At 37.3% G+C, this 22,254-nt stretch carries 18 protein-coding genes and 1 riboswitch; of the genes, 14 read left to right on the top strand and 4 right to left on the bottom strand.

What is annotated here, in order from left to right:
* Positions 1 to 6: 6 nt before the first annotated feature.
* Positions 7 to 1,611, bottom strand: a complete 1,605-nt coding sequence (locus FJQ98_RS22210) for an ABC transporter substrate-binding protein (RefSeq protein WP_053592870.1) — start codon at positions 1,609 to 1,611, stop codon at positions 7 to 9.
* A 214-nt stretch (positions 1,612 to 1,825) separates the two neighbouring features.
* On the opposite strand from FJQ98_RS22210, the gene FJQ98_RS22205 reads away from it, so the two are divergent.
* From FJQ98_RS22205 to FJQ98_RS22155, 11 genes are all read left to right on the top strand, one after another.
* On the top strand, positions 1,826 to 2,788 hold the full coding sequence (locus tag FJQ98_RS22205) for an ABC transporter permease (RefSeq protein ID WP_053592869.1): 963 nt from the start codon (positions 1,826 to 1,828) through the stop codon (positions 2,786 to 2,788).
* A 2-nt stretch (positions 2,789 to 2,790) separates the two neighbouring features.
* Complete coding sequence (locus FJQ98_RS22200) at positions 2,791 to 3,657, top strand: ABC transporter permease (protein WP_053592868.1); 867 nt, start codon at positions 2,791 to 2,793, stop codon at positions 3,655 to 3,657.
* 18 nt (positions 3,658 to 3,675) lie between these two features.
* Positions 3,676 to 4,695 carry an ABC transporter ATP-binding protein gene (locus tag FJQ98_RS22195; RefSeq protein WP_053592867.1) on the top strand — a complete coding sequence of 340 codons (1,020 nt, stop codon included), beginning with the start codon at positions 3,676 to 3,678 and terminating at the stop codon, positions 4,693 to 4,695.
* On the top strand, positions 4,682 to 5,689 hold the full coding sequence (locus FJQ98_RS22190; RefSeq protein WP_053592866.1) for an ABC transporter ATP-binding protein: 1,008 nt from the start codon (positions 4,682 to 4,684) through the stop codon (positions 5,687 to 5,689). The genes FJQ98_RS22195 and FJQ98_RS22190 overlap by 14 nt, the downstream gene beginning before the upstream one ends.
* A 208-nt stretch (positions 5,690 to 5,897) precedes the next feature.
* Positions 5,898 to 6,851, top strand: coding sequence for a DUF1177 domain-containing protein (locus tag FJQ98_RS22185; protein WP_053592865.1), 954 nt, complete (start codon positions 5,898 to 5,900; stop codon positions 6,849 to 6,851).
* A complete protein-coding gene (locus FJQ98_RS22180; protein ID WP_053592864.1) occupies positions 6,844 to 8,112 on the top strand; it encodes a M20 family metallopeptidase in 1,269 nt (422 codons plus the stop codon). The genes FJQ98_RS22185 and FJQ98_RS22180 overlap by 8 nt, the downstream gene beginning before the upstream one ends.
* Positions 8,113 to 8,560: 448 nt before the next feature.
* Positions 8,561 to 9,322 carry an IclR family transcriptional regulator gene (locus FJQ98_RS22175; RefSeq protein ID WP_053592863.1) on the top strand — a complete coding sequence of 254 codons (762 nt, stop codon included), beginning with the start codon at positions 8,561 to 8,563 and terminating at the stop codon, positions 9,320 to 9,322.
* Positions 9,323 to 9,333: 11 nt separating this feature from the next.
* Positions 9,334 to 10,257, top strand: a complete 924-nt coding sequence (locus FJQ98_RS22170; RefSeq protein WP_053592862.1) for an aminopeptidase — start codon at positions 9,334 to 9,336, stop codon at positions 10,255 to 10,257.
* Between the two features lie 509 nt (positions 10,258 to 10,766).
* Positions 10,767 to 11,240: an NUDIX domain-containing protein gene (locus FJQ98_RS22165; RefSeq protein WP_053592861.1), complete on the top strand. Its 474-nt coding sequence runs from the start codon at positions 10,767 to 10,769 to the stop codon at positions 11,238 to 11,240.
* Positions 11,218 to 11,991 (top strand): alpha/beta hydrolase family protein, encoded by a 774-nt coding sequence (locus tag FJQ98_RS22160; RefSeq protein ID WP_053592860.1) that lies wholly within the window; start codon positions 11,218 to 11,220, stop codon positions 11,989 to 11,991. The genes FJQ98_RS22165 and FJQ98_RS22160 overlap by 23 nt, the downstream gene beginning before the upstream one ends.
* A 29-nt stretch (positions 11,992 to 12,020) precedes the next feature.
* A complete protein-coding gene (locus FJQ98_RS22155) occupies positions 12,021 to 13,028 on the top strand; it encodes an MBL fold metallo-hydrolase (protein WP_053592859.1) in 1,008 nt (335 codons plus the stop codon).
* 207 nt (positions 13,029 to 13,235) lie between these two features.
* Here the strand turns inward: FJQ98_RS22155 and FJQ98_RS22150 are convergent, their stop codons facing one another.
* Both FJQ98_RS22150 and pckA read right to left on the bottom strand, forming a co-directional pair.
* On the bottom strand, positions 13,236 to 14,192 hold the full coding sequence (locus FJQ98_RS22150; RefSeq protein WP_053592858.1) for an alpha/beta hydrolase: 957 nt from the start codon (positions 14,190 to 14,192) through the stop codon (positions 13,236 to 13,238).
* Between the two features lie 815 nt (positions 14,193 to 15,007).
* On the bottom strand, positions 15,008 to 16,594 hold the full coding sequence (pckA, locus tag FJQ98_RS22145; protein WP_053592857.1) for a phosphoenolpyruvate carboxykinase (ATP): 1,587 nt from the start codon (positions 16,592 to 16,594) through the stop codon (positions 15,008 to 15,010).
* A 632-nt stretch (positions 16,595 to 17,226) separates the two neighbouring features.
* Positions 17,227 to 17,345, top strand: a riboswitch (SAM riboswitch).
* 290 nt (positions 17,346 to 17,635) lie between these two features.
* Here pckA and metK point away from each other — a divergent pair.
* Entirely contained in the window at positions 17,636 to 18,832 is a 1,197-nt protein-coding gene (metK, locus tag FJQ98_RS22140) for a methionine adenosyltransferase (RefSeq protein ID WP_053592856.1), read from the top strand.
* Between the two features lie 191 nt (positions 18,833 to 19,023).
* On the opposite strand, the gene FJQ98_RS22135 is transcribed toward metK, so the two are convergent.
* On the bottom strand, positions 19,024 to 19,545 hold the full coding sequence (locus FJQ98_RS22135; protein ID WP_053592855.1) for a gamma carbonic anhydrase: 522 nt from the start codon (positions 19,543 to 19,545) through the stop codon (positions 19,024 to 19,026).
* 137 nt (positions 19,546 to 19,682) lie between these two features.
* Between FJQ98_RS22135 and FJQ98_RS22130 the strand changes: the two genes are divergently transcribed.
* Positions 19,683 to 20,489 carry an alpha/beta hydrolase gene (locus FJQ98_RS22130; RefSeq protein ID WP_053592854.1) on the top strand — a complete coding sequence of 269 codons (807 nt, stop codon included), beginning with the start codon at positions 19,683 to 19,685 and terminating at the stop codon, positions 20,487 to 20,489.
* 126 nt (positions 20,490 to 20,615) lie between these two features.
* On the top strand, positions 20,616 to 22,124 hold the full coding sequence (locus tag FJQ98_RS22125; RefSeq protein WP_053592853.1) for an alanine/glycine:cation symporter family protein: 1,509 nt from the start codon (positions 20,616 to 20,618) through the stop codon (positions 22,122 to 22,124).
* Positions 22,125 to 22,254 lie beyond the last annotated feature (130 nt).

Here is a 22,254-nt window from a genome sequence, read left to right as displayed (position 1 = left end):
GCTAAGTTATTTAGAAATTGAAACGTTTGTGCCGTTTGGATGTACGATTTGTAGGGAGTTATCTGCAGAAACCTCAAAGCCTTTTACCTTTTTGTTAATACCAGCCACTGTTTGTGTTGCCTCTAATTCAATTCGTGGAACATCAGCTAAAATAAGTTTTAAAGCTTCTTGATATAGTTTTGCACGTTCTTCTTGAACAACTGTTTCAGATACAGCCCGTTCTAATAATTTATCAACTTCTTGATTGCTATAGCCTTTACCATTACCTAAAGCGCCAATTTGATTTGTGTGGAACAATTGATATAGGAAGAAGTATGGATCCGGATACCAAGTCCAACCACCAATATTCATTGGTGCTTTCCCTTTAGCTACTGTGTCACTGTAAGTTCCCCACTCAAGAACTTTAATTTCAACGTCAATGTTTAAGTTTTTCTTTAATTGACTTTGGAAAATAGTTGCATAAGGTACACGTGCCTGTGATACATAAATTTCAGTTTTGAAACCATCAGGATATCCAGCTTCAGCTAATATTTTTTTCGCTTCCTCAGGATTGTAAGTTGGTACTAATTCCGTTAAAGACTTATCATAACCCCATGAGCCTGGTGGTAGAGGTAAATAAGAAACATCACCGCCACCCCATTGGTTAACACCAGAGATAATTTCCTCTACATTAGTTGCTTTATAGATAGCCTCACGCACTCGCTTATCGGCTGTTGGGCCTACCTTGTTGTTCAGATCAAGATAGACAATTGATAAACCTGGATTTGTTAAAAGCTCTAAATTACTATCTTGACTAATAATTTCACGGTTTTGACCTTTTACATCCATAGCGATATCAATATCGCCAGAACGTAATGCATTTGTCATCATGTTTTGATCAGAGATAAATTTCATTGTTAAGTTATCAATGTGAGGTTTTTCACCCCAGTAGTTTTCATTACGCACTAGTTTGACTTCTTGGTCTTTTTTCCATTCAGTTAATTGGAAAGGACCTGTCCCTATGAAATGCTCAGAGAAATTATCTCCCCAGCCTTCAACTTCTTCTTTTGGAATAATGACATTACCTGCATCCGTTAGCATGGCTAGTAAAGCGGCATTCGGAGATGCTAAATGAATTTCAACCTCATGATCGGAAATTATTTTTACTTCTGTTACACCGCTTAAACGATTCATGGCAGATTCTTTTGCAGAACGCTCTAATGAATACTTCACATCTTCAGCAGTCATTTCACGGCCATCTTGGTATTGACCTTTTTGGAATTTAACGCCTTCACGTAACTTAAATGTATAGACTAACATATCATCAGATACTTTCCATTCCGTTGCTAATGAAGGAATGATATCCGATAAATCTTTGTTGTAAACAACTAAAGTGTCAGCCATTTGGCGCATTACTTGTGATTCATAAACCCCTGTGTATTTTATAGGGTCAAATGTTTTTGCATTTGCGGAAAGTCCGACATTTAATGTCCCACCAGATGTAGCTTCTCCATCTTTTTCTCCAGATGAACTCCCATTATTTGATTTACCGCCACCGCAAGCAGCTAATACACCAATTATTAAAGTTAATAACAATAGTAGTAAGAATCTTTTTACATTTATTCGCTTCATACTTGCTAGCCTCCTTGTTTGTTGTTTCACAATATGAACCATTGATTCGAAATATAGGTTCGACATAAAAGTAGCACAAATGTAAACCAAAAGTAAATATAAAATTATAAAAATTCTGAAAAAAGTATTTACAAACAAAGTTAGTGAGGTGTACTATTTGATTATTCACAATATGAATCACTGTTTCAAATAATGAAAAGGAGGTCTTGGAATAATGGGCTCATTTATTGTAAAGAGGTTGTTTAACCTCATTCCCACACTCCTAGTAGTAGGAATCATTGTTTTTATTATTACTAGGATGATACCTGGTGATCCAGCGTCTGTAATGCTTGGACCCCAAGCCAGTGTGGAAGATGTAGAGAATTTAAGAGAAACGTTAGGTTTAAATAAATCGCTCCCTTCACAATTTATTTCCTATGTAGCAGACTTAGCGCAGCTTAATTTAGGATATTCCTATTCTTATAGTGAATCTGTCATTGGGCTCATTGTAGAAAGATTTCCTAATACAGTGATATTAGCTTTGGCAGCGCTACTAATTGCAGTAGTCATTGGGATTCCAGCTGGAATATTAGCAGCAAGAAAACAAAATACAATGATTGATTATGCAGTAATGCTCGTATCTTTAGTTGGTGTTTCTATGCCAATCTTTTGGTTAGGGATTATGTTAGTTCTATTCTTTAGTGTCAACCTCGGATGGCTACCAGCTACGGGGATGGGTAATTTAGATGATGGACTTTGGGAATTTATGAAACATTTAATCTTGCCAGCATTTGCTTTAGCTACTATTCCGATGGCGACATTTGCACGTATTACACGTTCAAGTATGCTTGAGGTTATTTCGCAAGATTACATTAAAACCGCACGTTCGAAAGGAATTAAAGAATATTTAGTTATCGGTAAGCATGCATTTAAAAATGCTTTAACACCAATTTTAACTGTACTAGGGATGCAAATTTCAAATTTACTCGGTGGTGCCGTACTAACCGAAACTATATTTAGTTGGCCAGGTATGGGACGACTTATTGTAGATGCTATTGATAAGCGTGATTTTGTAGTTGTACAAGGAACAGTAATTTTTATTGCTTTCATCTTTGTACTTATTAACTTAGTTGTTGATGTTTTATATAAAGTTGTAAATCCAAAAGTAAATCTAGAATCAGATGGGAGGAAAAAGTAAATATGGTTCAAGCAATTGTAAATGACAATCAAAAGAAAAATACATTGCTACGAAAGTTGTTAAAAAACAAATTGGCGACAATCGGTTTAATAATAGTTGCAATGATGACGATTGTAGCCATTTTTGCTCCGTTAATTGCAACCCATTCGCCGAATGAAATGACTGTTGGAAAATCATTTTTACCGATGAATACAGAGGGGCATTTACTCGGTACAGATAATTATGGTCGTGATTTGTTTAGCCGTTTAGTTTATGGTACGCAAATTTCAATGGTTGTTGGTATTGCTGCGGTGCTGTTTGGAGCAGTATTTGGCACATTACTTGGATTAGTTGCAGGTTATTTTGGAGGTCGTTTAGACTCTGTCATCATGCGCACAATGGATGGTCTGTTTGCTTTCCCATTCATTTTATTAGCAATCACTTTAATGACAGTGCTAGGTCAAGGTTTAGTGAATGTTATTGTGGCCATTGGTATTGCCAATATACCAGGGTTTGCACGACTTGTTCGAGGACAAGTATTAAGTGTGAAAGAGGAAGAGTTTATTGAGGTAACGCATTCATTAGGTGCTACACATACACGTATTATTTTTAGTCATATTTTACCAAACTGTCTGGCGCCTTTAATTGTTTACGGCACGATGAGTACTGCTGGGGCAATTATATCTGAGGCAGCACTGAGCTTTTTAGGATTAGGAATCCAACCTCCTACAGCTTCATGGGGAAGTATTTTGAAAGATGGAAAAGATTTTCTAGTGTTAAATCCTCAAATGGCGACATTCTCAGGAATTTGTATTTTATTAACTGTACTTGGCATTAACCTTTTAGGCGATGGATTACGTGATGCACTAGATCCGAAAATGAAAGTTTGATATGGAAGGGGGGGAGTCATGACTGAACGTTTACTAGATGTAGAAAATTTAACAGTTGAATTTAAGAGTGGTGGTTCGACGATGAAAGCTGTAAATGGCGTAAATTTACAATTAAATAAGAAGGAAACACTTGGAATTGTTGGAGAATCAGGTTCGGGCAAAAGTGTTACAGCTACAGCATTAATGCGTTTAATCCCATCTCCGCCAGGAAAAATTACTAATGGGAAAATTCATTTTAATGGGTGTGACTTACTAGGGATATCGGAAAAGGAAATGCGCAATGTACGAGGTAATGAAATGTCGATGATTTTCCAGGATCCTATTACAAGTTTAAATCCAGTCTTAACAGTAGGTAATCAGATTATTGAAGTAATATGTGCTCATGAAAATTTATCAAAGAAAGAAGCAAGTGTGAAAGCTGTTGACATGCTAAAAATGGTAGGTATTCCAGAGCCTGAAAAACGTTTGAAAATGTATCCACACGAATTTTCAGGTGGAATGAGACAGCGTGTCATGATTGCCATTGCATTAGCATGTAATCCAAAGCTGCTTATAGCAGATGAACCTACTACAGCGCTGGATGTAACGGTACAGGCACAAATTCTAGATTTAATGAAAAAACTACAGCTGGAGCACGATACTGCCATCATTATGATTACACACGATTTAGGTGTTGTATGGGAGCTTTGTGACAAAGTAAATGTCATGTATGCAGGACGAATTGTAGAATCCACTACAACTAGACAACTTTATGAAAATGCATTGCATCCTTACACATGGGGGTTACTTGAGTCACAAATTACGATGGGCACTCAAGAGCATGACAGGCTACCGGCGATTCCAGGAAGTCCACCAGATTTATCGATGCCGCATAGTGGCTGCCATTTCTCTTCTCGCTGTCCTTTGGCAACAGATATTTGCCGTAGTAAAGAACCTAAATTAGTGGAGGTTCAAGACAATCATTTTGTGGCTTGCCATCTGCAATCGAAAGAACAAATTGTAGAACGTAAGGAGGGAATTTTTAATGCAGCACAATAAAGAGCTAATACTAAAAGTGAGTAATTTAAAAAAGCATTTTCCTATTAAAAGTTCTATTCCTTTTAAAAAGACAACACAATTTGTAAAAGCAGTAGACGGTGTAAGCTTTGAATTATATAAAGGTGAAACACTAGGCATTGTTGGTGAATCTGGATGTGGTAAATCGACTGTCGCACGTTTAATCAATCAATTAATTACACCGACAGAAGGAAAAGTAGAGTTTAACGGAATCGATTTAGCAAGTGTAAGTACAACAGATATTCGCTCAGCGCGTAAATCGATACAAATGGTATTTCAAAATCCGTATGCTTCACTCGATCCACGAAAAACGATTGAATACTTAATTGCTGAGCCACTAGTGATTCACGGCATTGGTGACGATGCATCACGCAAAAAACGTGTCGTAGACTTACTTGAAACAGTTGGCTTAAGTGCCTATCATGCAAAGCGCTATCCACATGAATTTTCTGGTGGACAAAGACAACGTATTAACATTGCTCGTGCGCTTGCGTTAAACCCAGATATTGTCATATGCGATGAACCAGTTTCAGCACTCGATGTATCTGTTCAAGCCCAGGTTATTAATTTATTGAAAGATTTACAGAAGGAATTCGGTTTAACATATATTTTCATTTCACACGATTTAAATGTTGTGAATTATATGTGTGATCGTATTGCGGTCATGTATTTAGGAAAAATCGTAGAGATTGGTACGTATGAAGAAATATACGAGAATCCTCAGCATCCATATACGCAAGCTTTATTATCGGCAATTCCTAAAGAAAATCCGTTTGATACGAAGGAACGCATTATTTTATCTGGGGACGTTCCGAGTCCAGTTAACCCACCGAGTGGCTGCGCATTTCATAAACGTTGCCGATTTGCAACGGAAAAATGTTCACAAGTTCAGCCTATACTCGATTCGGTTACTGTAACACATCAAGTATCCTGTCATTTATTTAACTCAATTCGGGAGGAAGTCCCAACTACTTAACGTAACTTATGGCTGGGTAAACGATAACTACAGTTAGATGAGAAATTAACTTTGGCAATGCCTAAGTGATCAACATTACAGTAAAAGCCTTAGACAGAATTTTGAAGCATGGGTTAAAAATCCAAATCACTTGATGTTTACTAAGTGCTATCAAAATGAGTGCCTGTGAGAGCGAGGCATTATTGATTAAAAAAGGAGCGCAATTATTATGTCATTAAAACATGTCATTGAATTATACGAGGTAATGGATAGTGTTTATGTGAATGGGGAAGTTGTCAAAGATTACTTACACAATATTGATCCGTCAGCGGATGTTACTGTAAAAACGATTACAGGTGAAAAAGGTTCTACTGATTTTGTAAAGGTTCTTGTTAAAGGAAAGAACGGTAAATCATCCGGAGGGAGTGCGCCAACTTTAGGCATTATTGGACGTTTAGGTGGAATTGGTGCACGTCCAGAAATGACAGGTTTTGTGTCCGATGGTGATGGTGCGTTAGCATGTATGGCAAGTGCAGCAAAAGCTATAGATATGGTATTAAAGGGTGATCGATTTGTAGGAGATGTTATTTTCACAACGCATATTTGTCCAACAGCACCAACTTTACCACATAAGCCAGTGCCGTTCATGAACTCACCAGTCGATATTAGTGTCATGAATGAGAACGAGGTAGATGCAGAAATGGATGCCATTTTATCCATCGATACAACGAAGGGCAATCAAGTTTGTAACCATAAAGGATTTGCTATTACACCTACTGTCAAAGAGGGCTATATTTTAAAAATTAGTGATGATTTATTACATGTTTACACCCAATCAGCAGGAATTTCACCAGTAGTAATGCCCATTACAACACAGGATATTACACCATATGGAAATGGCTTATTCCATATAAATAGTATTTTACAACCAGCAGTTGCTACATCAAGCCCAGTGGTAGGTGTTGCCATTACTACAGAATCAGTAGTTGCAGGCTGTGCAACAGGTGCAACTCATGTTACAGATGTAGAGAATGTAGCTCGTTTCGTGTTAGAAGTAGCTAAAACTTATGGTGCCAATAAATGCTCTTTCTATGATGAAAAGCAATTCACCCTCATTGAAAAGCTATATGGTAGCATGAATCATTTACAAACAAAAGGAAATGAGGTACGCGCACATGAATGATTTTCAAGAGCTCAAACTGCGATTAATCAATGAAGTTGAAAATAACAAGAATGAATTAATTGAATTTTGTTCTAAATTAATTCAAATACCAAGTGTCAATCCCCCCGGAGATACAACTGAAATTACAAATTTTATAGAAAATTATTTAAATGAAGTGAACATTCCATATGAAAAATATGAATCTGCAGATAATATGTTTAACTTAGTAGCTTCTATTGGTAATGATGGGGGTAAGGAGTTAGTCTATTGTGGACATACAGATGTTGTTCCGGTTGGAGATCTTTCAAAATGGGATTTTAATCCTTTTTCTGGGGAAGTGAAGGATGGCTGGATGCTTGGCCGTGGGGCAAGTGACATGAAGGCAGGTTTAGCAGGTATTATTTTTGCAACAAAAATGCTGAAAAAATTAAATATTGAATTACCTGGAAAGCTAACATTAGCGATTGTGCCAGATGAAGAGACTGGTGGCGAGTATGGGGTTCCTTGGCTTTTAGAGCGTGGTTTAATAAAGGGGGATGGCTGTTTAATTGCAGAGCCTTCTTCACCTTTAAATCCTACAATTGGTCAAAAAGGTTCATATTGGTTTGAATTAGAAGTGCGTGGGGAACCAGGACATGGAAGCTTGTCACCATTAGCCGGGAAAAACGCCATTGTAGATGCTATTCGTGCTATCAATGAAATTCGTACATTATGGGATCTTACTATTAATATTCCTGAAGAAGTACAGCCTCTTATTGAAGTATCAAAAAAATATATGCGTGAAGTTGAAAAAGATCGCTTGAAATATCAAGAAGTTCTAGAGAAAATTACTGTAAATATTGGTACAATTGAGGGAGGTACGAAGTCCAACGTTATTCCAGATTATTGTAAGGTTCAGGTAGATTGCCGCCTACCATTCGGTATTACTCAAGAAGAAGTATCTGAAATTTTGAAAAATAAATTGGATGCATTGAATATTGACTATTTGATAAAACGTTTTGGATTTAAAAGTGTGGCAAACTACACCCCAGCGGAAAATCCAGTATGTAAATCAATTGTTGAAAATATTTCATTTGTTACGGGAAAAGAGGCGTATGGCGTTATGCAATGGGCAAGTAGCGACGCTCGTCATTTCAGACAATATGATATTCCCGTGCTGCAATATGGTCCAGCTTATTTACCAAGTATTCATGGCTATAACGAAAAAGTACGTGTTGAGGATATCGTACGCTGCGCAAAAGTGTATATTACTGCTGTAATTGATTTCCTATATCAAAAGTAAGAGAATGCTACTCTCTTGCTTTTGATTATGTGAAGCTTTAATCGGTGGGGGATGACGCACAGGACGGCAGTGTTCTTAGCCTCCTCTTCATCCTCCACTGATTAAAGTTAAATGGACCTGGTACTTGCGGTTGCTTAATATTTTACCACTTCAATTATTCCCCCTTTTTGAAGTAAAAGTAATATGCAACCGTTTGTACGAGATAAAGTGAAACTTTAATCAGTGGGGGTTTTCTACATCCCCACTGATTATTAGTCTTCACCAATCAGGCCTTTGCTGGCAGTTCATCTCCTACCTAACTTCTTTGCTTTCTCTGAATGTTGAGGTGGGAGTCTTGTTGCTGTCGCTTCGCTTTCGCACAGAAAACATTTGTTGCTGTCGCTTCGCTTTCGCACAGATAAATTTCTGCCTGTTAATGCGGGATAAATAGATCAAAAGGATGAGAGAGATGCTAAAAACTTTAAATTTATCGATTGCTGTTTTAAAGATGTTTACAAAGGAAAAGCCCTCATGGGGTGGGCGTGAGCTAGCAACGGCAATGAATATGAATCATACAAATTTATATCGAATACTTGAGACATTTGAGAATAACGGATTTATTACAAAAGATCCTATTACTAAAAAATACTCTCTTGGAATTGCTATATGGGAAATTGGGATGAATATGTATGATTCGCTAAACATTGACCAGCTTTGTATGCCAATTCTTGAAAAATTAAAAGATACAACAGGTGAAACAGCTGTTTTTACAGTTTTAAATGGGCTGGAAGCGTTAACATTGCTGAAAGCAGAGCCTGTAAATAAGGTAAAATTTTCAGTTTCAAGAGGAAGTAGAACTCCTCTTTATGTAGGTGCCTCCTATCGTTCGATGCTTGCTTTCTTAAGTGAAGAGCAAATTTCAAAAGTTATTGACGAGCCTTTAATCGCCTATACCAATAATACGATGACAGATGCGAATGAAATTCAGGATGAGCTCGAAAAGATTCGAGAATGTGGTTATGCAGTAAGTAAAAGTGAATATACGGCGGACGTACTCGCACTTGCAATGCCTATATTTAATAGTGAAGAACAGGTAGTAGCTTCAGTTACTGTATCAGGCCCTACCTATCGTTTCACAGAACAACGTATTTCAGAAGTATTGGAACCATTAACAGAAGCAAAAAATGAAATTGAAGATATTATTCGTAGATATCATTTGAATTTCAATTAAGGAGTAATGATATGCAACATTTACATGAGATTGCACTGAATATCTTAAAAGGTAATTTAAATATTCAATCATCAGAAACACTTGTCATTCTAACAGATGTTCATAAACAAGATATCGCAAAAATTTTTCATGAAGCTGGATTAAACATTACGGAAAACACGATGTTAGTTGTGATGCCAATATTGATGAAATCCGGACAGGAGCCAATTAACGCTATATCATCGTTAATGTCCAATGTAGATGTGACACTGTGCATTACCTCCCATTCTCTAACACATACAATGGCTCGTAAAAAGGCATGTGAAAACGGTGGACGAGTTGCGACAATGCCAGGAGTTACATTAGCAATGCTTGAACAAGGTGCACTTCATGCTGATGCACGTGAAATAGAAGTCCTTGTGGAAAAATATGTTAACCTACTTGATCCTGCAAAAAATGTACGGATTGTAAAAGATGGACATGAGCTAACGTTTAGCATAAAAAATCGTTTAGGTATTCGTTCAACAGGTATTGTCCGTAATCCAGGAGACTACGGTAATATACCGTCGGGAGAGTCATACATTGCTCCTATTGAAACATCTGCAAATGGTGAAATTTTGGTCGATGGTTCAATTGCCAACATTGGGGTACTAAAGGAACCATTATTGTTAAAGGTTCGTAATGGCCGACTAGAAGAAGCAATAGGTCCAGATGGTCCACGATTACTTGAATTATTAGGTGAGGACAACGGTCGTATTATTGCAGAATTTGGTATCGGTGCAAACAAAAGTGCTATTTTATGTGGGAATGTACTTGAAGATGAAAAGGTCTATGGCACCATTCATATTGCATTTGGCAGTAATGCGCCTTTTGGTGGTACAAATGCGGCAGATGTCCATATTGATTGTGTTGTTAAAAACCCAATTGTTTATTTCGATGGTAAACAAGTTATATAGTCAAAAACAGAGCGTGACTTCAAAAATTTTGAAGCACGCTTTTTTCGTTAAAGAGACGTTAATGAAAGCTAATATTGAAAACTACTATTATCGCAATTTCAATTTTTAAAATTTAAAGAGTACCAATTTATGAAGGTTATTTTCCACCCACTAATTTGGCAAACTGAACGGTTAAGGGCAACTCTTGATGGATTAACCATTGTCATAAGAGATGAGCTCACATTTTGAGGACTAGCAGCTAGCGGTGGAGAAAAGCTAAATCAAAACCATAGCTAGCGGTAAAAGTGCGAATATGACCTTTAACATGAAAATTGCTCGTAAGACATTCTTTGTACATATCGGAGTTGAATATTAGTGATTTTATTTGTTGATTATAGCTACATAATTACACTATAGTAAAATAAAAGATCATTATTATAAATGCCAAATGAATTCTGTTATTTTCCAAAAAAAGATTCTACTTAGTGTATAAAATAAGGCTTTAGCAATATAAAAAGGAGTTGAAGAGCATGTTCTCATTTACAGATTTAAATGGTTTACGAGTGGATTTAAGCTTTTCAAGAGGTGAGTTTGAGGTTGAGCCTAAGCATGTACTCGTTTTTTTAAAACATGAAAATAAGTGGTTATGTACAATTCATAAACGCCGTGGTGTTGAAGTTCCAGGTGGAAAGCAAGAACCTGGAGAAACATTGGAGCAAGCGGCAATTAGGGAAGTATTTGAGGAGACCGGTGTTCATGTAAAAAATCTTAAATGGTTTGCAGAATATGCCGTTCATGATGATATCTTATTTTGTAAAACGGTCTTTACTGCACAGTTTGCAGGGCAGGAGGACATCGATTTTGATTTAGAAACGTCAGGGATGACTTGGCTATCGGATGAAGAATTTGCAAATCATCCAAATTTAAGCTTTCATATGAAGGATGAAGGAATGCAGAAAATGCTGGAGGAGTTGAAACAGTATGACCAATGGGGAGATCGTTGAAAAACGTGCTTATCCTTCACCGAATCCAGCTATTCGTTTAACAGAGATTACTTATATGTCACAGGGTCTACGTGTGAAGGGATTATTAGCAGAGCCTAAGGCAGAAGGTACATATGATGGCTTTTTATATTTACGTGGAGGCATGCAAAGCATTGGTATGGTTAGACCTTCGCGTGTGGCACAGTTTGCTGCGCAAGGCTTTATCGTTTTTGCCCCATATTATCGTGGCAATCGAGGTGGAGAAGGTCGAGATGAGTTTGCAGGAGCGGATCGTTATGATGCTGTATACGCAGTAGACGTGCTAAAACAGTTTTGTAATGATAATATTCATATCTATGGCTTTTCACGTGGTGGTATTATGGCACTTTGGACTGCAATATTACGTAGAGATATTACATCCGTTGTGACATGGGCAGGAGTATCTGATGCAACAGCTACATATTGGGAGCGGCCAGATATGCGCCGAATGATGAAGCGTGTTATTGGAGGGACGCCGAATCGTGTACCAGAGGCTTATGATGCTCGAACACCTTTATTTGAGATAGAGAACATTACAGCTCCAGTACTTATTATTCATGGCTACCGTGATGAAAATGTAGATATTGAACATGCAAGACAATTAGAATTTTATTTAAAGGATGCCAATAAAACATATGAGACATGGTATGATCTTCGCTATGCTCATCAGTATCCACCGACTAAAAATAGAGAAACAGTACATGCACTTTGCGAATGGATGAAACGTCAATAAAATATTATGTTTTGAGAGGAGAGTATTCTTTGAAATACATAATAAGTAAAAGACTTAAGATTATTATTGTAGGATTAGTATTGATAATAATCGCTTCCATTTTTGTTTATTATCAGTTTTTAGCACCTTCAGCAGATATTCAGCAATATAAGGAATACTATGCTCCGAAAACAACGCAAAAAACATTAATTCAAGATGAGGTAAAGGTTACATTTTTAGGAACATCATCTTTATTATTTGATGATGGCAACACACAATTAATGATTGATGGTTTTATTTCTAGGCCGCCCTTATTAAAAATGTTGCCCCTCAGTACTGTGAAAACAGATGCAGATGCTGTAAATAATGTCTTTCATAAAATAGGCATTGATCATAATAAACTTCGAGGGTTGTTTATAGCTCATACACATTATGATCATGCGTTAGATTTAGCTTATATCGCTAAACAAATTGGTACGCATGTATATGGTTCAGAATCAGCGATTAACATAGGGCTTGGTGAAGGTATAAATGTGGATCAGATGTCTGTATACGAAGTAAACAAAACTATGCAGTTGGGTGATTTTACTGTCACGGTCCTTCAGTCAAAACATTCACCAACTTTTGACGAAGGGGAAAAAATAAACGAGCCACTTAAACAACCAGCTATAGCCTTAAATTATCATGAAGATTCTTCATACGATTTCTTGATTACGCATCATAATAAAAAATTCTTTGTTAAACCAAGTGCTAACTATATAGAAGGGGCATTAGATGATATTCGAGCTGATGTTTTATTTTTAGGAATAGGAGTATTAGGAGCTCAGGATGAAAATTTTCAAAATATGTATTATGAACAAACTGTGCGGAAAATACAACCGAAACTCATTATTCCAATACATTGGGACAACTTCACCAAACCATTAACCGATGCTCTTGAAGCAATGCCTAAATTTGCAGATAATACAAAAGCAGGATTAGATTTTATAATTCAAAGGACAAAAGTAGATAAAATTGATTTTCAAATACTTCAAGGTTTTCAAAGCATTTATTTCTGATAATTTAGTGTGATAAAGGAGAGTTGCATGCTTCATTTAGCGAATTAACTCCATTTTGATTACCTCTTGCAACATGGAGTTTTTTTAGTGAAAAGGTGCTCAGGTAGACCAAAAAATCGCACGATCAGATGTAAAACTGCCCGGGTTGACTCAAAAAAACGTTCAGGTGCTTTTTGACAGGCACCCGAACGGTAGAAAAAAGGATACTTACTCTACATATTTTGCTAAAAAGTTATTAATAGTTTTCCAATAAGAGTCACCAGCAACGCTTTCTGCACCGCCATGTCCAGCACCTTCAACTATAAATTTCTCTTTCGGTACATTGGCAGCCTCATATACTTCATTTAGCATATCAGAAGGGACAAATGTATCATTACTACCATGAATGAACAGCATCGGCGTTTTCGATTTGGCTACTTGCTCTACAGTATTAGCTTCACCAAGTGTATAGTCAGCTCTTAATTTCGTAACAATTGAAGAAAAGTGCATAATAGGAAAGGTGGGTAAATTAAAGATTTCTTGCAATTGATAGGAGAATTCACCCCAAACTGAGGAATAACCGCAATCCTCAATAATAGCCTTAACATTGTCAGGTAGATCTTCTCCTGAGGCCATCATCACTGTAGCACCTCCCATGGAAACACCATACAAAACAATTTCAGCATTTTTATCAGAACTGATAACATTATTAATCCATGAAACTACATCAAGTCGATCATGCCAGCCCATCCCAATATAGTCACCCTCACTTTTTCCATGAGCCCTTGCATCTGGTATGATAACATTGAAGCCTGTATCATAAAAATGCTTAGCAGACTTTGACATTTGTGAGCCATCAGATGAATATCCATGAAAAACAATTGCCCATTTATTTGTTTCGTTTGTATTTTTAAGCGTATAGGCATGTAATTTCAAATCATCGAAAGACTGTATAAAAGAGTCCTCAAAATTCTCTTTAAACCACTTTTCACTTTCTTCTTTTTCTTTAGCATCCTCAGGGCTAACAGCAATAGAATTGTGCGGCGCATTAAGCACGGCTGATTTATCTGTATTCGGATTTAAGGCTAGATTATAAAAATAATTCCCTGCAAAAAATCCAGCACCAACAAACAATACTAATAGAAGACTGACAATGGTAATAATCACTTTATATTTTCTTTTCATATGTATCCCCCTAGAACTACTATTATGAATTATACACAAAGTTAACAATATGAAAAGTAGACTTTTCTAAAATAGGGGAAAATAAAAAAGGGAACGACTCTAATCGTTTCCTTTTATAGTGTTGAAAAAATTAAATAGTTAAGTAAATCATTGTGATTGTTGTGGCATTTTAAAGGTGGGAGATTTCCGTTCCAGGCTACTCGCTTTCCTGTGGGCGAGCGTCGAGCTACGCTCCGTGCAGGGTCTCGCCTGTCTCGCTTTCCCACGGGAGTCGAGTAGCCTTCCACTCCAATCAGCAATAAAGTAGAACTTTTATAAATTTAATTTAATGTTAAAAGTGAAAGTTATGCTACTCACCATAATCGATCAGAATAGACTTATAACAGTGAAAGTGATTGTACAACTGTTGTTGTTGCTGTCGCTTCGCTTTCGCACAGACTAAAACCCTTTGCTGACATTCCGCTTTTGTACAAAAACATCTGCTGTTGCCACCTCGATCTCGCGTAAAAACCATTTATTGCTAAAAATTGATTTCACACTATAAATAAGAGAAACATGTAAGAAAATATTTGCTAAGTGAAATAGTTGATTGGAGTGAAGACTGGGCGACTCGCTGGGGATCAGCGTCACAGATGAGACCCTGGAGCGAAGCGAAGCGGCTCATCGGACGCCCCCAGGAAAGCGCCCAGTCGGAACGGAAATCAACCCCTCGTTGTGCAGAGGAGCCTTAATAGGACACCTTAATTTTATTGAAATTAAAGTTTTTCAACACAAAAAAGGGAACGACTTTTAAATCGTTCCCTTTGCTTAATGAATTATTTTAATGGACCACCAAGATTAGTGATAGCTTCAGAAACATTTGAGAATTTCTTGAAGTTTTCGTTGAACAGTCCAGCAAGTTCAGCAGCTTTTTTATCATAAGCAGCTTTGTCTGCCCATGCATCACGAGGATTAAGCACTTCTGTTGGTACACCTTCAATAGAAGTTGGAATGTTTAAACCGAATACTGAATCTTGAATTGTTTCAACATTAGCTAATTTACCGTCAATTGCAGCACGTACCATTGCACGAGTGTAAGAAAGCTTCATACGGCTACCAGTACCATATTCTCCACCAGTCCAACCAGTGTTCACTAAGAATACCTGTGCACCGTGCTCGTCAATTTTTTGACCTAACATTTCAGCATAAACTGTTGCTGGAAGTGGAAGGAATGGAGAACCGAAGCAAGTTGAGAATACTGGTTCTGGTTCTGTTACACCACGTTCTGTACCAGCAAGTTTAGATGTGAAACCGCTTAGGAAGTGGTACATTGCTTGCTCTTTTGTTAATTTACTGATTGGAGGTAATACACCAAATGCATCAGCTGTTAAGAAGATGATTGTTTTTGGGTGACCTGCAACAGATGGATCAACAATATTTTCAATGTATTGAATTGGATAAGCTACACGTGTATTTTCTGTTAATGAACCATCATCATAGTCACAAACTCGAGTTTCTGGATCAACAGCTACGTTTTCTAAAACAGAACCGAAGCGGATTGCGTTGTAGATTTCTGGTTCTTTTTCAGCAGAAAGGTTAATTGTTTTTGCATAGCAACCGCCCTCGATGTTGAATACACCATTATCAGACCAACCGTGTTCATCGTCACCGATAAGCTTACGGTCAGGATCAGCAGATAAAGTAGTTTTACCAGTACCAGATAAACCAAAGAATAATGCAACATCGCCAGCTTCACCAACGTTTGATGAGCAGTGCATTGAAAGGATGCCTTGTTGTGGTAATAAGTAGTTCATAATACCGAAAATAGATTTTTTGATTTCACCAGCGTATTCAGTACCACCGATTAGGATAATTTTCTTTTCAAGTGATACAATGATGAATGTTTCAGAAGCTGTACCATCAACAGCAGGGTCTGCTTTAAAGTTAGGAGCTGAGATAACTGTGAAGTCAGCAACATGAGAAGCTAATTCTTCTTCAGTTGGACGGATAAATAATTGATGAGCGAAAAGGTTGTGCCAAGCATATTCATTGATTACTTGGATGCTTAATTGCGAATCTTTGTCAGCACCAGCAAAGCCTTTGAATACGAATAATTCGTCACGTTCTTTTAAATATTTTACTACTTTTACATATAAGTTATCGAACACTTCAGAAGAAATTGGTCGGTTTACTTTTCCCCAGTCAATTTGATCTTTTGAGCTTTCTTCTTCTACCGTATATTTATCTTTAGGTGAACGACCAGTGTATTTGCCAGTTTCTGCACGAACTGCACCATCTACTGTTAACATAGCTTCACCACGAGCTGTAGCTTTTTCAGCTAATTGTGGTACTGAAAGTTGAACATTAATGTTACCGCCGCTTAATAATTCCTTCAGTTCGTTTGCAATTTCTACTGAATTCATCGATTAAATACCATCCTTTTTTATAGTATTCCCTAGAGTTTGAGGGAGAATTTCTTATTTTCAAAAATAGTATAACACAATTGCTTAAATAATCTATACTAATTCGGAAATTATTTTAGAGATTTTAATACTTTTCAAGAAAACGACAAAAAGTAAATTTATTCGTTTTTAGAATGCTTTTTCCCCTATTTGATTAGATAATCTTCGTCACAGCTGAATTACGTTTGGAAGCTTTTGGTCAACATGAGGTTCGCACAGGATGTGAGGTTCTTACCTGTCTTTTTTATCAGTTGGAGCTTGTCACCGACTGAAAAGGGGTCTACAACCATATTCATCCACCACATGTAGAGAGGGCAGCCTTCTGTAGCTAATAACTTCGTTTTCGCTACAAAAGACATTTGTAGATGACGTTGCACTTTCGCTAAATACTTGCTGAATGAAGATTAAAGGGTCACACATATGTTAACACATGATATAAGGTGGAGAGTAGGGATTATTTTGCTTCAATTTACAGCATAATCCAAGTGTAAAAAGTATTGAAACTCATCGAATTCCCTATTTCCTTTATATAATACAGCAAAAATATTTGACAACGTTCGACCTTTTACGTAATATGAGATATTGAACGGATACTCTTATCCCGAGCTGGTGGAGGGTCAGGCCCTATGAAACCCGGCAACCTGCATGAACTATTTCACGACATGCGTTGGTGCCAACCTGATGCAAGGGGAAACCCCTTGAACGATAAGAGTGAAAGGTTACGAAGTCATTATTCCTTTCCTCATGTTAAGTAAGCGTGAGAAAAGGATTTTTTTATTGTTAAAAACAAATCTAAAGGTAAGTATATGTAGTTCTTTCCTTATTATAATGACGGATCTTTCGAAATCTCGTGTTAAAAGCAGCAGCTATTTTTTTGTGCGAAAGTGAAACGACAGCAGCAACGGCTTGAGAGTTCAATCCATAGGAGCGAGCTTGACATGGGTAATGAGTACCGTATTAATTCGCAAATACTATTTATAAGCGTAATAGGAGGAAAACCAAATGACAAACCGTCGACTGTTTACATCAGAGAGTGTAACAGAAGGACATCCAGACAAAATTTGTGACCAAATCTCGGATGCCATTTTAGATGCTATTTTAGCAGAAGATCCAAATGCACGTGTAGCGTGTGAAACAACAGTAACAACAGGCTTAGTATTAGTAGCAGGAGAAATTACTACTTCTACCTATGTAGATATGAAAGGTATTGTCCGCGATACTGTAGCAGAAATCGGTTATACACGAGGAAAATATGGCTTTGATGCTGAAAACCTAGCAGTGCTTCTTGCTATTGGTGAACAATCGCCTGATATTGCACAGGGTGTTGATCAAGCTTTAGAGGCGCGTGAAGGCTCTATGACTGACGCTGATATTGAGGCTATTGGTGCAGGTGACCAAGGCTTAATGTTCGGGTTTGCATGTAACGAAACACCAGAGCTTATGCCATTACCGATTAGTTTAGCGCATAAATTGGCTCGTCGTTTAACTGAAGCACGTAAATCTGGTGAACTAGCATATTTACGTCCAGACGGAAAAACGCAAGTGACGATTGAATATGATGAAAACAATGTACCAGTGCGTGTAGATACGATTGTTATTTCAACACAGCATGATGAAGAAGCGACGCTTGAACAAATTCAAGCAGATTTAAAAGAATTCGTTATTGCCCCAGTTGTTCCAAGTGAATTACTAGATGCTGATACTAAATATTTCATCAACCCAACTGGCCGTTTCGTAATAGGTGGTCCAAAAGGGGATGCTGGTCTAACTGGCCGTAAAATCATCGTTGATACATACGGTGGCTATGCACGTCATGGCGGAGGTGCTTTCTCTGGTAAGGACGCAACTAAGGTGGACCGTTCAGCGGCATATGCAGCACGCTATGTGGCAAAAAATATCGTAGCAGCAGGCTTAGCAGAACGTGCTGAAGTACAATTAGCTTATGCAATTGGTGTTGCTCAGCCAGTTTCTATTGCTGTTGATACATTTGGGACAGGAAAAGTGAAGGAAAGTGAAATTGTAAATTGGGTACGCGAGCTATTTGATTTACGTCCAGCTGGAATTATTAAAATGCTTAACCTTCGTCGCCCTATTTATAAACAAACTGCAGCATATGGTCACTTCGGTCGTACTGACTTAAATGTACCTTGGGAACAAACAGACAAAGCTGACGCATTAAAAGAAAAAGCTGGGTTATAAATTATTTAGCTAAAGTAATGCAGTAGCTGTAAAATTATTTTAAAGTACTATAGAAAGGGGCTCGGCGTTCTAATAGCCCCTTTCACATTTTTACCGAAATAAATTAGCTCCAAATTAATAGATCATCCGGCAACCATGTATGGCTTGGTTGTCCAAGAAAACGAGGAGCTGCTTCGATTTAGTTGAAAAAGCTATTTATTTTGTGTTTGAAGAGATTTATAGTACTGACCTTTTTCTGCGTATTCACGTACGATGCGTTCCATATCTTCTTTATCTTCAGCATTTAACTCTCGTACAACCTTTGCTGGACGACCTAATGCTAAGCTATTCGGAGGAATGACTTTGCCAGGAGGTACAAGACTACCCGCTCCAATGAATGCACCCTCTCCAATCTCCGCTCCGTCTAATACTATTGAGCCCATACCGATTAAGGCATTTTTACGAATCGTACAGCTATGTAAAGTTACTTGATGTCCGACTGTTACTTCATCTTCAATAATAAGCGGATATTTAGGGCTTTGATGTAAGCAACAGAGGTCTTGAATACTAACTCGTTTTCCGATAATTGTGGGTGACACATCACCTCGAATAACTGTGTTAAACCAAATTGTTGTTTCAGCACCTATTGTAACGTCACCAGTAACGGTTGCATAATCGGCAATAAAGACAGATGGCTCGATCTTTGGTGTTTTACCTTTAAATGGATAGATCATGATAATCGCCTCTTTTCTTTCTATGATGTAATATTATCGTATCAAATACGCAACTTTATGGAAATATAAAATTAAAATGAACTGAATATTTTCGATATAATCATTGTGTAATTATTTTTTTAGGAGGACTATGTAAAATGTGGAAATGGGAAGCTGATGGACAAGCAAAGGCTGTGGTTGCTATTCTTCATGGTGCATATGAAAATCACCGCTGGTATGCATGGCTTATAGAAAAACTTAGATTGGAAGGCTTCCACATAGTCATGGGAGATTTACCTAATCATGGAGTAAATGCAAGGGTTTCACGTGTCCATGATGAAGATTTTAAAGAATACAACAAATATACGAGGCATTTAATCGAGAATGCTTTTTCGTATAATTTACCTGTCTTTTTAATAGGGCATGGCCTTGGCGCAACATTATTACTACATACCATGCAAAAGCGAAAATATGAATGTGCAGGAATTATTTTAACTTCGCCTTGGTTAAATTTGAAGCTATTGCCAGGTAAACTATCAAATGCTTTAACTAGCCTAAGTGCCCTGACAGCAAATGTGAAGTTAACCCATGAAATTACATTAAAAACATTAACACGCAGTGTAGAAGGTAGAGATGAGATGAAGGATGAGGTTCCTATTATGTCAGTCGTTTCAGTGAAATGGTATCGAGAGCTACAGCAAATGATGCGTAATTTAGTGTTATTGCCTAAGGCTGAATTTCCTAATATGCCGATGTTAGTTATGACAGCTGAAAAAGATAGCATTACAGAAACTAAACAAACTCGTAATTGGCTTCAACAGCAGGAATTTACAGAGTTTCAATTCAAAGAATGGGCAAACTGTTATCATAATCTATTTCATGAAGTAGAGCGTGAAGAGATTTTTGTTTATATACGTGATTTTATTAATAATGCTCTCCGAAGAATTGGCTATATCATTAAGTAGTCTTTTACCTCTCCAATTAACTAGAAATTTACTAATTTATTGTTACTAAAATATAATATTGTAATTTTCTGAAAAGTGTAATACTATAATGACTTAAAGTAATTTTTTTCAAATTGGAGGGGTAAGATGGAAGCAATCGTTGGGAAAATGAATGACATTTTATGGGGACCGTGGTTTATTTATGGTATTTTATTAATAGGGCTCTTTTTTTCAATTATTACACGGTTCCTACAAGTAAGACACATTAAAGATATGTTTGTTTTAATGTTTAAAGGTGAAAAATCGGAAAAAGGGATTTCATCCTTCCAAGCGATGTCTATCGCATTATCTGGTCGAGTAGGTACAGGGAATATAGCCGGTACAGCTACAGCTATCGGGATGGGGGGACCTGGTGCTATTTTTTGGATGTGGGTAATCGCCTTTATCGGTGCGGCAACTGCTTACGTTGAGTCGACATTGGCTCAAATTTATAAAGAAGAGAAAGATACAGAATATCGGGGCGGACCAGCTTTTTACATAGAAAAAGGAATGGGGCAAAAATGGTTTGCTGTTATTTTTGCCATCGCCGCATTAGTTGCCATGCTAATTTTGATGCCGGGTGTTCAATCGAATGCAATTGCGACAGCGGTTGAAAACGCTTTTAATATTGAGACTTGGATTACAGGACTTATTATTGTTGTATTATTAGGTACGATTATTATCGGTGGGATTAAATGGATTGCCAATGCTGCACAGATTATAGTCCCTTTCATGGCATTAGCTTATATTATTATGGCCATCATCATTATTGTAATGAATATTAAAGAAATACCATCAGTATTTGCATTAATTTTTTCTAGCGCATTTGGAGCGCAAGAAATTTTTGGTGGTATTATTGGCTCCGCTATTGCATGGGGGGTTAAACGCGGAATTTATTCAAATGAGGCCGGTCAAGGGACGGGCGCGCATCCAGCAGCGGCAGCAGAAGTATCACACCCTGCTAAACAAGGGATCGTACAAGCAGCTTCTGTGTACATTGATACATTATTAATCTGTTCAGCTACAGCATTTATGATTTTATTTACTGGTATGTATAATGTGCAGGATGAAAAAGCGGCGGAAGGCACTGATCCATTTGTTCATATTGGTGAGTTCAATAAGGGCGGATTAACTGGAGAAGAACAAATGACATTTGCGAAAAGTATTAAAGAAGGTGCAGCATACACACAATATGCGGTTGAGTCTTCGTTACCAGGCTTTGGTGGCCCATTTGTAGCGATTGCATTATTCTTCTTTGCTTTTACAACAATTATGGCATATTACTACATTGCCGAAACAAATGTCGCTTATTTATTCTCAGGAGCTACCGAGAAAGTCGCCATTTGGATTGCGAAGATTGCTATTTTAATTGCTGCGTTCTACGGTACTATACGTACATCTGACCTTGCCTGGGCGATGGGAGATGTTGGATTGGGCCTGATGGTTTGGGTTAACGTTATAGCGATTTTAATTATTATGAAGCCTGCTATAGTCGCATTAAAGGATTATGAGAAACAGAAAAAAGAAGGAAAAGATCCTGTTTTTGATCCTCGTAAACTAGGAATTAAAGGTGCAGATTTCTGGGTAGATTATAATGAAAAACGTAAAAATAAATAGACAATAAAGAGAAAGCTATCTAATAGATTAAAACATTCTATTAGATAGTTTTTTGTTTTCTATAAAAAGGGCTCATCAGTGCCCTGTCGGAACGGAAATCAACCACACGTTATGGTGATGATCTAAAAAA

The organism is Lysinibacillus agricola (assembly GCF_016638705.1).
GTDB lineage: Bacteria > Bacillota > Bacilli > Bacillales_A > Planococcaceae > Lysinibacillus > Lysinibacillus agricola.
The sequence above is the reverse complement of the archived record's forward strand: the minus strand, read 5'-3'. Positions and strand labels throughout refer to the sequence as shown.